Origin of the sequence: Citrobacter sp. ABFQG (assembly GCF_004322975.1) — a bacterium.
Classification (GTDB): domain Bacteria; phylum Pseudomonadota; class Gammaproteobacteria; order Enterobacterales; family Enterobacteriaceae; genus Citrobacter; species Citrobacter freundii.
The window spans coordinates 1684180-1696801 of sequence record NZ_CP036435.1; the positions used below are offsets into that span (position 1 = coordinate 1684180).

The 12622-nt window shown below is 51.4% G+C and carries 11 protein-coding genes and 1 pseudogene; 7 read left to right on the forward strand and 5 right to left on the reverse strand.

Annotated elements, in window-relative coordinates:
• Position 1 precedes the first annotated feature (1 nt).
• Positions 2-721 carry an EAL domain-containing protein gene (locus tag WN16_RS08120; RefSeq protein WP_044702512.1) on the forward strand — a complete coding sequence of 240 codons (720 nt, stop codon included), beginning with the start codon at positions 2-4 and terminating at the stop codon, positions 719-721.
• 15 nt (positions 722-736) lie between these two features.
• Here WN16_RS08120 and WN16_RS08125 read toward each other — a convergent pair whose 3' ends face one another.
• The 3 genes from WN16_RS08125 to fadE form a co-directional block, all read right to left on the reverse strand.
• Positions 737-1147: a Spy/CpxP family protein refolding chaperone gene (locus WN16_RS08125; protein WP_003838871.1), complete on the reverse strand. Its 411-nt coding sequence runs from the start codon at positions 1145-1147 to the stop codon at positions 737-739.
• Between the two features lie 179 nt (positions 1148-1326).
• Positions 1327-2094 (reverse strand): amidohydrolase, encoded by a 768-nt coding sequence (locus WN16_RS08130; protein ID WP_032937062.1) that lies wholly within the window; start codon positions 2092-2094, stop codon positions 1327-1329.
• A 110-nt stretch (positions 2095-2204) separates the two neighbouring features.
• On the reverse strand, positions 2205-4649 hold the full coding sequence (fadE, locus tag WN16_RS08135) for an acyl-CoA dehydrogenase FadE (protein ID WP_044702510.1): 2445 nt from the start codon (positions 4647-4649) through the stop codon (positions 2205-2207).
• A 239-nt stretch (positions 4650-4888) separates the two neighbouring features.
• On the opposite strand from fadE, the gene lpcA reads away from it, so the two are divergent.
• Positions 4889-5470, forward strand: coding sequence for a D-sedoheptulose 7-phosphate isomerase (gene lpcA, locus WN16_RS08140; RefSeq protein ID WP_003031390.1), 582 nt, complete (start codon positions 4889-4891; stop codon positions 5468-5470).
• Positions 5471-5581: 111 nt separating this feature from the next.
• On the forward strand, positions 5582-6349 hold the full coding sequence (locus WN16_RS08145; protein WP_044702507.1) for a class II glutamine amidotransferase: 768 nt from the start codon (positions 5582-5584) through the stop codon (positions 6347-6349).
• Here the strand turns inward: WN16_RS08145 and dpaA are convergent.
• Positions 6320-7060, reverse strand: coding sequence for a peptidoglycan meso-diaminopimelic acid protein amidase (gene dpaA, locus WN16_RS08150; RefSeq protein WP_003031387.1), 741 nt, complete (start codon positions 7058-7060; stop codon positions 6320-6322). The two genes, WN16_RS08145 and dpaA, sit on opposite strands and share 30 nt — an antisense overlap.
• 349 nt (positions 7061-7409) lie before the next feature.
• Between dpaA and WN16_RS08155 the strand changes: the two genes are divergently transcribed.
• Positions 7410-8171 (forward strand): C40 family peptidase, encoded by a 762-nt coding sequence (locus tag WN16_RS08155; RefSeq protein ID WP_032937061.1) that lies wholly within the window; start codon positions 7410-7412, stop codon positions 8169-8171.
• Positions 8172-8208: 37 nt separating this feature from the next.
• Here WN16_RS08155 and WN16_RS08160 read toward each other — a convergent pair.
• Positions 8209-9912, reverse strand: a pseudogene (locus WN16_RS08160) (flagellar biosynthesis protein FlhA); the annotation flags it as partial.
• Between WN16_RS08160 and lafU the strand changes: the two are divergent.
• The 3 genes from lafU to dinB all read left to right on the forward strand — a co-directional run bounded on the left by lafU (position 9839) and on the right by dinB (position 12573).
• Positions 9839-10753, forward strand: a complete 915-nt coding sequence (gene lafU / locus WN16_RS08165; protein WP_071596408.1) for a putative lateral flagellar export/assembly protein LafU — start codon at positions 9839-9841, stop codon at positions 10751-10753. The pseudogene WN16_RS08160 and the gene lafU sit on opposite strands and share 74 nt — an antisense overlap.
• A 56-nt stretch (positions 10754-10809) precedes the next feature.
• On the forward strand, positions 10810-11451 hold the full coding sequence (locus WN16_RS08170) for a hypothetical protein (RefSeq protein ID WP_044702505.1): 642 nt from the start codon (positions 10810-10812) through the stop codon (positions 11449-11451).
• Between the two features lie 66 nt (positions 11452-11517).
• Positions 11518-12573 (forward strand): DNA polymerase IV, encoded by a 1056-nt coding sequence (dinB, locus tag WN16_RS08175; RefSeq protein ID WP_003031382.1) that lies wholly within the window; start codon positions 11518-11520, stop codon positions 12571-12573.
• Positions 12574-12622 lie beyond the last annotated feature (49 nt).

Here is a 12622-nt window from a genome sequence, read left to right on the forward strand (position 1 = left end):
TATGAACAGATTCAGCGAACAGGCCCGTTATGTGCCAGAACTTCCCCGCAACGCCGAACTGCTGCAGATCACTGGGATCCGTTTGCAGCGCATTCATTTTTTTGATGACGTATCGCTGGATGTCTGTGAAGTGTTAAGTCAGGTACGCACTCCGCTCCCACTGGATTTGTTTTTCAAGCACCTTTCAATTGCGGCAAAACAGCAGCTTTTTCTATGGCAAATGCAACGGGTGCTGGCTCTTTCTGGAAGCTATTCGTTGAATTTATCCATCAGGATGCTGACCTGTCTGTCATGGGTCACGCGTCTCACAAAGCAGGTGCATCAGGGGCGGATTGTTATTGAGATTCAGGATCCGGGCTCCATGATGCGGCTGGAGAAGGCAGAGCAGCAGGCCGTATGCATCGCCGTAAAAACGCTGGTGCGTCACGGGTTTCGCGTGTGGCTGGATGATGTTTCACCTGAGCTATTTTTTGTCTGGCGGCTGTCGGGCATCCGTTTCGATGCCATCAAAATTGAAAGTGGAATGTTTCATCAGTTCAGAACATCGGAGTGGCAGTTGAGGGTTCTGGTCAATCAGTTTCGTGGGCTGGGTGAACGGGTTGTCATTGAGGGGGTAGAAACGCCACAGGATTATGCCATTTGCCGTATGAGCGGCGCAGATGCTGTACAGGGTTTTCTGTTTGAACAGGCGATTTTACCGAAAAGCCTGAATCATTGCTGATCCAGGCTCTGACAATTACTCGCTTAGCGTCTGTGCGATGTCTTTTTGCACCTGCTGGCGCTGTTCTGGAGTCAGCACTTTGTTCAGGTCAAAATAGTATTTCACGCGATAATAACGCGCCTGCTGTTCGATGTTGCTGAATGCCGAAAGCTGTTTTTTGACGGCTGTTTCATCCCACTTCCCGGACTTGATGACGTCAATCAACGCGCCGTCTTTAACATCCTTCACCGAAATCTGGCTTACGTTGGTTTCAAGCTGCTGGTGCAGTTTTTTAATCTGCGCAATCTGGTCAGTGCTCAACTTAAGATGTTGTACTATCGGATCCTGGGCTGGAGCCGGAACATTAGATGTGGTTGCTGCAAGGGTGCTAAAAGAAGCGCCAGCCACGGTAACTGCCAGCAAAGTCATGCGTAAGAAGTTCTTCATGTCGAGATCCTGATAAGGGAATTATTAACATTGTCAGTCACTCGCTGGTTACGAGTGATTATCTTTTGCAGGATACGATGCCCACCGCATGTCGCCACGCGAATTTGTTTTGCGGTTGGTTACGGAGTGAAACAATCCCGCCACGGAAAAACGTTATGCAGCGGGAGTGAAGGCGATAGTTATAGTGTGAATGGGTCGGCGTCCTGCCAGGCGGGAAATTTCTCGCGATATTCACGCAGCGCTGAGAGAGACAGTTCTGCGTCAATGCGTGTGGCCTGATGCGGCTCGGCGGTGGCTATAATCTCACCCTGCGGATTAATCACCCGGCCGTCACCGCGATAATGATGCCCGTTACCGTCAGTGCCCACGCGGTTACATCCTGCTACATAAGCCTGGTTCTCAATCGCCCGTGCGGCAAGCAGAACCTGCCAGTGCAGAGAACGCGGCGCCGGCCAATTGGCAACATACAACGCAAGGTCGTAATCGTTGCGATTGCGCGACCATACCGGAAAACGCAGGTCATAACAGACCAACGGCAGAATGCGCCAGCCGCGCCATTCAACAATAACGCGCGCGTCACCCGCCTGGTAATGCTGGTGCTCATCCGCCATGCGGAACAGATGGCGCTTGTCGTAGAAATGCACATTACCTTCGGGTTCAACCAGCAAAAAACGATTCACCGGCCCCCGTTCAGACTGTATCGCCACGCTACCTGCTATCAGGGCATTTGTCTGCTGCGCTTTGCTACGCATCCAGCTTACAACTTCTTCTTGCGGCAACGATTTATTTGCCGCTTCCATGGCAAATCCGCTGGTAAACATCTCAGGCAATACAATGACATCACGTCCGGCGACGGTTTCCAGTTGTCGGTCAAAATGGCGCAGGTTGGCCGGACCATCCATCCAGATCAATGGTTGTTGCAGCAGAGTAATTTTCAAACCAGGCACGATCGAGGCTCCTCGTTGAACAACATTTTGACACTGTAGCATGAGCATTAATGAAAATGTGGCAATAAAAAGCCCCGCATTAAGCGGGGCTAAACGTCGTGCGAGTGTCGTTATGCTGCTTCGACTTTACGCACTTTCTCTGGCAGCTTTACCGGCTGAGTCGCCAGCTCCTCGGGTTCAAAGTCATCCACGTTGATACTGCGCAGGCGGCTCGCTTCGGCTTTCACCAGAATCGCGGCTTCATCTTTATCAATCAGACCTTTCGCCAGCGCATTGTGCGCCAGTTCGTCGAGACGGGTAAATGGCAGGTTTTTACCCAACTCTTTACAGATCCGCTGGTGGATTGGGTCGGCTGCAATCACGTCCAGCAGCGCCTCTTCCAGCAAACCAACCGGGTTATGCTCGCTTGGCGTCAGATATTGACCGCGACCAATACGAGAACGAGTAGCGCTCGGAACCTGCAAAATCTTCGCGACTTTATGATCCAATTTGTCAGACGGTGCATGGTAGTGGCGACCGGTAGGGAAGATAACCACATTCAGCAAGCCCGCGACCAGACGGTTCGGGAAGTTCTTCAGCAGATCGTCCATCGCCTGTTCCGCTTTGTACAACGCATCCTGAACGCCCCAGTGAACCAACGGCAGGTCCGCTTCATGACGGCCTTCGTCGTCATAACGCTTCAGCACCGCGGAGGCCAGATACAGCTGACTTAACACATCGCCCAGACGTGCGGAGATACGTTCACGACGCTTCAGACTACCGCCCAGTACAGCCATCGACACATCTGAAAGCAGGGCCAGGTTGGCGCTCAGACGGTTCAGGTGCTGGTAGTAACGTTTGGTCGCATCGCCAGTTGGCGTGCTGCTGGTTAAACCACGCGTCAGGCCAAGCCAGAAGCTACGCACTTCGTTACTGCCGACGTGACCGATGTGTTTGAACAGCAGCTTGTCGAACGCATTCACATCGTTACTCTGTGCCGCAGCCATCTCTTCCAGAACATACGGATGGCAGCGAATCGCACCCTGACCGAAGATCATCATGCTACGGGTCAGAATGTTGGCACCTTCAACGGTAATAGCGATTGGCGCACCTTGATAAGCACGGGCGAGGAAGTTACTTTCGCCAAGCATAATGCCTTTACCGCCAGTGATATCCATCGCATCGATGATTGACTGCTGCCCGCGGTGGGTACAGTGATATTTCACGATGGCCGACAACACCGCCGGTTTTTCACCCAGCATAATGCCGTAGGTAATCAGTGATGCCGCAGCGTCCATCACGTAGGCGTTACCGGCAATACGTGCCAACGGCTCTTCAATACCTTCCATCTTGCCGATAGAGATTTTGAACTGGCGACGAATGTGCGCATACGCGCCGGTGGCCATCGCGACCGATTTCACGCCGCCCGTCGAGTTAGATGGCAGGGTAATACCACGTCCCACAGACAGGCATTCCACCAGCATGCGCCAGCCCTGACCGGCCATTTTCGGACCACCGATGATGTAATCAATTGGTACAAACACATCTTTGCCCAGTGTCGGACCGTTCTGGAACGGCACGTTCAGCGGGAAGTGACGACGCCCAATTTGTACACCTGGCGTTGAGGTTGGGATCAGCGCACAGGTAATGCCAAGATCTTCTTCGCCCCCCAGCAGTTTTTCCGGGTCGGAGAGTTTAAATGCCAGACCCAGCACGGTAGCGATAGGCGCCAGCGTGATATAGCGTTTGTTCCAGGTCAGGCGCATACCCAGCACCTGCTGGCCCTGCCAGTCGCCCATACAAACTACGCCGGTATCAGGGATCGCGCCTGCGTCGGAGCCGGCTTCCGGGCTGGTCAGAGCAAAGCATGGGATCTCCTGACCGCGAGCCAGACGCGGCAGGTAATGATTTTTCTGCTCTTCGGTGCCGTAATGTTGCAGCAGTTCGCCTGGGCCTAATGAGTTAGGCACGCCAACGGTGATTGCCAGGATCCCGGAAACGCCGGAGAGTTTCTGTAGAACGCGAGCCTGAGCATATGCTGAGAATTCCAGCCCGCCGTACTCTTTCTTAATGATCATCGCGAAGAAGCGGTGTTCTTTCAGATATGCCCACAGTTCCGGCGGCAGATCCGCGAGTTCGTGAGTGATCTGGAAGTCGTTCGCCATGCGGCACGCTTCTTCCACTGGACCATCAATAAACGCTTGCTCTTCAGCAGTCAGATGCGGCTGAGGATAGTTATGCAGTTTTTTCCAGTCAGGCTTGCCCTGGAACAGATCACCTTCCCACCAGGTCGTACCGGCATCAATCGCTTCTTTCTCAGTACGCGACATCGGCGGCATGACTTTACGGAAACCGCGGAACACCGGTGCAGAGATCATAGATTTGCGCATCGGCGTAAAGTTAAACGGTACGAGAATAATGGCCAGAGGAACCAGCAGCCAGACTGACCACAGGCCAGCCACGCCAAGCGCGGCCGTCCAGGCGAGCAAAATTAAGCTGCTGAGGAATAAGCTCACGCGGTGATAAAACAGAACGCTGAGCAGAACAACCGTAGCGATAATACTCAAAATCATCATAACGAAAAGCTCCCTTGCTTGTAGGAGGTCTGACCACTTGTGATGATATGGTTGTAGTGGATGTAAATTCTTTTAGCAATGTGTTTACAAAATAATTACAACAAAGCTCACATTGTTGCTGTTTTAACCGGCACAAAAAATCAAAAGCCGTAGCCATTCCTGTGGCTTGTACTTCTCGCTGGTAGCGCTATCCGGTACACTGCACCTTGTCATTTACATTCATGCTGAAGGATATCCTCATGTACCAGGATCTTATTCGTAACGAACTGAGCGAAGCGGCGGAAACGCTGGCTAATTTTCTTAAAGATGACGCCAATATTCACGCCATTCAGCGCGCGGCGGTCCTGTTGGCAGACAGCTTTAAAGCCGGCGGTAAGGTACTTTCTTGCGGTAACGGCGGTTCCCATTGCGACGCGATGCACTTTGCCGAAGAGCTGACCGGACGCTATCGTGAAAACCGTCCTGGTTACCCTGCTATCGCTATCTCTGACGTCAGCCATATCTCCTGCGTCAGCAACGATTTCGGTTACGATTATGTGTTCTCTCGCTACGTAGAAGCCGTGGGTCGTGAGGGAGATGTCCTGTTAGGCATCTCGACTTCGGGTAATTCCGGTAACGTAATTAAAGCGATTGCCGCAGCGCGTGAGAAAGGGATGAAAGTTATCACCCTGACCGGTAAAGATGGCGGCAAAATGGCGGGCAGCGCGGATATCGAAATTCGCGTGCCGCACTTTGGCTACGCTGATCGTATTCAGGAAATTCATATCAAAGTGATTCATATCCTGATCCAGTTGATCGAAAAAGAGATGGTTAAACCATAAGAAGACGATTGCCGGATGGTGGCTGAAGCCGTATCCGGCCTACATGAGCGCCACGTAGGCCTGATAAGCGCAGCGCCATCAGGCAGTTCACGGTTTTAAGGTAGGTGATGTATGTGCGAACTGCTCGGGATGAGCGCCAATGTGCCAACCGATATCTGCTTTAGCTTCACCGGGCTGGTCCAGCGCGGCGGAGGTACCGGGCCGCACAAAGACGGCTGGGGTATTACGTTTTATGAAGGTAAGGGCTGCCGTACGTTTAAAGATCCGCAACCCAGCTTTAATTCGCCTATCGCCAAACTGGTACAAGACTATCCCATCAAATCCTGTTCCGTGATTGCCCACATTCGTCAGGCGAATCGTGGAGAAGTAGCGCTGGAAAATACCCATCCATTTACCCGTGAACTATGGGGACGTAACTGGACGTATGCCCATAACGGGCAACTCAGCGGTTATAAATCACTGGAGACCGGTAATTTCCGCCCGGTCGGTGAAACCGACAGCGAAAAAGCCTTCTGCTGGCTGCTCCACAAGCTGACGGAGCGTTATCCGCGCACGCCTGGCAATATGGCGGCGGTGTTTAAATATATCGCGATGCTGGCAGGAGAACTGCGGGAGAAGGGCGTCTTCAACATGCTGTTGTCTGACGGACGTTATGTGATGGCCTTCTGCTCGACCAATTTGTTTTGGATCACGCGGCGTGCGCCGTTTGGCGTGGCGACATTGCTGGATCAGGATGTGGAGATTGATTTTAGCTCAGAGACCACACCCAATGATGTGGTCACCGTGATTGCCACTCAACCGTTAACCGGCAATGAAACCTGGCAAAAGATTATGCCAGGCGAGTGGGCATTATTTTGTCTCGGGGAGCGCGTAGTTTGATGCCAGTTGCGGCTGAACCACTTCGTGACTCAACGGCTTGCTGACGACGTAACGGCCATCGACGACGGAAACGGTCGGTGGCTTACGCGTTTGTTCGAAGTAATCGTATCCCGGTTTTAGCTGCGACCAGAACTCTTTGTAATACGAGAACTTATGGCGCTGCATGTTGGCATCGGTCATGCGGAACGGGTAAATGCTCACCTGTACGCTGGATTGTCCGAACACCAGCGCGCCGGTGACAAACTGGAAAATCTCATCAATGCCGTTGTCGGTCATCGCATAGCAGCCGACGGAAACGCAGGCGCCGTGGATCATCAGGTATTTACCTTCATAACCGTGGGCGCGATCGTAGGCATTAGGGAAACCAATGTTAATCGCTTTATAGAAGCGGCTATCCGGTTTCAGCTGTCCACGCTGAACGCTGTAAAATCCTTCCGGACTTTTGAAATCACCCTGACGCTGTTTCGGCCCTAAGCCACCGGAATAATTACAGATCTTATAACTGTCGAGCAATTGATACTGTTCGCCCATCTTGACGTACAGATCCAACGTTCGCTCTTCTTTGAAGATCTGGATATAAACGGGGGAGCCCATTAATTGCTGCTTATATTCTTTGCTGACAGGCGTAGTCGGGCTGCTGCTGCTCAGCAAACCGGCAAATGAAACGCACGGCAATAAAAGCATCGCAAGAAAAAATGCGATTTTACGCATACTGCTTATTCCTTGATAAAACGATTACACACGCCAGGACGGCAAAAAGAGTCCCCAAATCGGATAAATCTGGATCTGGAGCGCTCACATTAGCACCAAGAGAGTTTTTCGCAAGTCTCTCGTGCGGCGTTTACACTTTAGTTTTCCTTTATACGGAAAATTGTGCTTAAAGGCAGTCAGACACTGGCTTGTTTTGCTGGTTAGCACACTGCATTTCGTCTTATTAGTGAAGAATGTCTATTCTATTGAATTTAAAAAATTAATTATTTAATAATCGAATATTAAAAAGGAATGATGGGCAATAGCGGTAGACTGCGGCGAACGTGTTTGACCAGGTATTCTTCTTTTCATGTTTTTTGTCTCTGCACCCCGTTGCTTCTTGCCGGGTCTGCTGTCTTTGTATGTTGTGCTGTCTTTACCGTCTGTCGCCAAAGTTCAGCCCCACTTATCTGACGCCCATTTAAGCTATGCGGCGCACTTGCGGATGCGTAACCGCGCCCGGCTGCTGAAGCAGTATCACGCGCAGGTAAAAAAGCAGGCAAGCTACGTGGTGGAAGGCAACGCAGAAAGTAAAAGCGCGCTGCGCCAGCAGAACCGGGCGCTGATTAAACAGCACCCGGAGTGGTTCCCTGGCCCACTAAAAGCCAGCGACCATCGCTGGCAGGAACTGGCTGAGAATGACCATTTTCTCAGTAGCAATCATCTACACAATATCACTGAAGTGGCCATCCACCGACTTGAGCAACAGCTCGGTAAACCCTATTTGTGGGGCGGTACCGATCCGGATGAAGGGTTTGACTGTAGCGGGCTGATTTTTTATGCCTACAACAAAATCCTGGCGGCAAAATTGCCCCGGACAGCGAATGAAATGTATCACTATCGACGGGCTACTATTGTCGCTAACCGCGATCTTCGCCGTGGTGATTTAGTGTTCTTTCATATTCACAGCCGGGATATTGCCGATCATATGGGCGTCTATTTGGGGCAGGGACAATTTATTGAATCACCACGGACAGGAGAAACAATTCGGGTGAGCAATTTATCCGATGACTTCTGGCAGGATCATTATCTAGGCGCTCGTCGTATTCTTACGGAAAATACGATTCTGTAATCAAAAAGGCGGTGTAATGACACCGCCTCGGCAGGCGTTAACTTAACGCCCCCATGATCTTTAATTCCAGTTCATCCGGAACTTCGTTATAAGACAACACCTGTAGGCCCGGGGCAAACAGGCGCGCATAGCGCGCGAGCAAAGGACGTAACTGCGGTGCGACCAGCAGCACAGGCTCTTTCCCCGCCGCTTTCATCTGTTCTTTTATCTGCGGCATATTGGTCTGAAACTGATTCAGCATATTGGGATCGACCGGCACACTATCCAGCACCACTTTTCCACTTTGTTGAGCCTGATTCACCACATTCGCCAGCAGATTCTCCAGTTCACTGTTCAGCGTATATACGGCCAGCTCATCTTTGCGCACAAACGGGTGGGTAATGCTGCGACGTAGCGCCAGACGCACATCTGCCGTTAACAAAATATGATCTTTGGTCACGGTGCTACTGGCGACAAGTACGGTGGCTATGGTGACGATATCGCGCAATGACACACCTTCGATAAGCAGCGCCCGGTACACTTTCAAGAGCTGGCTGTAATTCAGCGCTGCGCTCAAATCTTCCGCCAGACGTGGCGCCATAGAAGAGAGGCGGTTATGCAACTGCGTAATATCATCGTAATTAAATAGCTCTGGAATATAGTTACGAATGATCTTATTCACATGCGTCGCAATGACGCTGGCACTATCAATAACCTGGTACCCCATATTTAACGCTTTAGCTTTTTGCGCCGGAACAATCCAGGTGACCGGCATACCATAGGCTGGATCGTGGCCTAAAACACCGTCGATCTCGCCATAGGTTTCACTGGAGGGCAGCGCCATCAGCTTATCTGCGGGAATATCGGCTTCATCGGCCTTGATCCCATTGATAAAAATGGCGTACTGGGTCGGTTTAAGGCGGAAGTTTTCGCGGATGCGAATTTCCGGCAGCAGTACGCCGTTCGTGTCTGAGATCACCTGTCGCACACCGCGAATGCGTTGAGTGAGCGGATTCCCTTTGGATTTATCGACCAACGACACCAGCTTATATCCCAGGCTCAGGCTGATAGGTTCTATTAAGGGGATAGTTTCCCAACTGACCTGCTGCTCGGTGGTTTCAGCGATGGTTTTGGTCAGCGTTTCGAGATTTTTCTCTTCGGTCTCAGCCACCTTCGGTCGCTTGCTCATGCGCCAGGCGGTGAATCCCAGCAGGGCGCTGAAAATCAGGAAGGGGAAATGCGGCATCCCCGGCACCACTGCCAGCACAAACATAATGCTGGTGGCGGTATACAGCACGGAGGGGCTGGCCAGCAGTTGGCTACGTACGTCCGTGGCAATATCGCCGCTGTCGCTTACGCGGGTGACGATGATCGCTGCTGCTGTCGACAACAGCAGAGAAGGGATCTGGGCGACCAGGCCGTCACCGATGGTCATCAGTACGTATTGCTGGAAGGCGGCTTCGGCGCTTAAATCGTATTTAAAGATCCCGATACAGACGCCGCCGATCAGGTTGATAGCCAGGATCATCATCCCGGCGATGGCATCGCCGCGCACGAACTTTGACGCACCATCCATCGCGCCATAGAAATCCGCTTCGCCCGCTACGTCTTTACGTCGCGCTTGCGCCTGCGCCTGATTAATCAGTCCTGCGTTCAGATCGGCGTCGATCGCCATCTGCTTACCGGGCATGGCGTCCAGCGTAAAGCGGGCAGAAACTTCGGAGATACGCTCCGCACCTTTGGTCACCACGATAAAGTTAATTGTGAACAGCGTCAGCAAGGCTGACCGAGAAAATATTGTGGCGGCGCTGCACGGCCAGTCAATCTTTAATGGTGGCGGTATGGCACCTTTAAACAAGCTGGGCAAGCAGCCGATAGCGCCGGGTGCGCAGAAGAAAAACGTCACGCGCAACAAGCTGGATAAAACGGTTACCCCGCAAGAGACGGCGAAGATCACAGAAGATAACGCCAAAAAAGCGCTGGATGTAAATGAAAAAGCGGTGTTGCTGAAGCAAAAATCAGCGCGTGAATTGGGCGAGCTGGCGACCGATATTAACGTCATTGCCCGCAACGCACATATGGAAACCAACCTCGAGATGGAGATTGTTCCTCAGGGGTTGCGCGTACTGATTAAAGATGACCAGAACCGGAATATGTTTGAACGCGGCAGCGCCAAAATTATGCCGTTCTTTAAATCGCTGCTGGTTGAGCTGACCCCCGTGTTTGACTCGCTGGACAACAAGCTCATTATTACCGGACATACGGATGCGATGAGCTATAAGAGCAACATTTACAACAACTGGAACCTCTCCGGCGACCGTGCTTTGTCAGCACGACGCGTGCTGGAAGATGCCGGCATGCCGCAGGATAAAGTCATGCAGGTTAGCGCCATGGCGGACCAAATGCTGCTGGATGCGAAAAACCCGGAAAGCGCAGGCAACCGCCGTATTGAGATCATGGTGTTAACGCAAAGTGCTTCCGATACGCTGTATCAATATTTTGGTCAGCACGGCGAGAAAGTGGTTCAGCCACTGGTTGATAAGCTGGACAAACAAAAGCAGGTGACTTCTTTACGTCAGCCCTCTGCTCCCGTCACTCATTAATTCTGTTTTCCGCCCCCCACGCAACGTGGGGGCAAATTATCCCTCAGGAAGGTAATGTGATAGATGTAACCCATATTATTCCATTGGATATTCATACTGATAATGTCACTGATGGGGCTTGTCAGGGCGCGCATTTCGACCCGGTTTCAAGTATCTGGTACACCGAACCTCATGAGTTAAATGAGACGCTGCGCGAGCATGTTTACGCGACGGACAATTTTAATATTGTGGCTCCTTATTACCTGGTTATTACGTCGAAAATGCAATGCTGGAATTGCCATCAGCCCACGCATATTCATGGTGTGATGTTTACCCGGTTTATCAAACAAAATCAGGATGATAAAAGATGGATGTCCGTGCGGCGCAATACATTTTTGTTCCATATCAATACGTTGCCGGAAGAGATAAAAAAGAACATCAAAGCTAGCAATTACTACCTGGATAAAAGCAAAACGACCGGGCTACGTTACTGGATGAACCACTGTGAAATCTGTGGAGAACGTCTGGGCGACTATGAGCTTTTCTGCGTGGAAAATGATGCATTTCGCCTGATGACGATCGAAAAATTGCTGCGGGCAAAGATTCGCAAAGTGAATAAACTTTTTGTCAGTACGGCGGGTAATCCCGCAGAACATAAGATCACGGATATCGTGCGTTACCTGTGCGATGCACGCTTCGTCATGAATGGTCCGGCGTAAGGCATAAACAGACTTCTCACAACATAAAAATACTGTATACTTAAACAGTGTTGTGAGAGGTGAGTCATGCGCAAAATCATACATGTCGATATGGACTGCTTTTTCGCGGCGGTGGAAATGCGCGACAACCCCGCCTTGCGTGATATTCCCATTGCTATTGGCGGCAGTCGTGAACGTCGGGGAGTCATCAGCACGGCCAATTACCCGGCGCGCAAATTTGGTGTGCGTAGCGCAATGCCGACCGGAATGGCGTTAAAACTGTGCCCCCATCTCACGTTATTACCTGGTCGTTACGAGGCCTATAAAGAAGCCTCCCGCCAGATTCAGGCTATTTTCTCCCGTTATACCTCGCTGATAGAACCGCTTTCGCTGGATGAAGCCTATCTGGATGTGACTGACAGCACTCACTGCCATGGCTCAGCTACGCTGATCGCTCAGGAGATCCGCCAGACAATTTTTACCGAGCTACAGTTAACCGCCTCTGCCGGAATTGCGCCGGTCAAATTTCTGGCAAAAATAGCTTCCGATCTCAACAAACCCAATGGGCAATATGTGATTACCCCTGCCGATGTTCCTGAATTTCTCAGAACATTACCGTTAGGCAAAATTCCCGGCGTTGGCAAAGTCTCTGCCGCTAAGCTGGAAGCGATGGGGTTGCGAACCTGCGAGGATGTTCAGAAATACGACCTGGCCATGTTGCTCAAACGTTTTGGTAAGTTTGGTCGCGTGTTGTGGGAACGCAGCCAGGGCATTGATGAACGCGACGTCAACAATGACAGACTGCGCAAATCAGTCGGCGTCGAGCGTACTTTGGCAGAAGATATTCATGAGTGGGCTGAATGTGAGGAGATTATTGAGCGGCTATATCCCGAACTGGAACGACGTCTGGCCAAGGTAAAACCGGATCTGTTGATCGCCCGGCAGGGAGTAAAACTCAAGTTTAATGATTTTCAGCAAACCACGCAGGAGCACGTCTGGCCGCGCTTAAGTAAAGATGACTTAATTGCGACGGCGCGCAAAACCTGGAATGAACGTCGGGGAGGGCGGGGCGTTAGGCTGGTGGGATTACACGTCACGCTGCTGGATCCACAGCTGGAAAGGCAACTACTGTTGGGACTGTGATGTTGATGTATTGCCGGATGGCTGCGTAAAAACTATATCCGGCCTACAA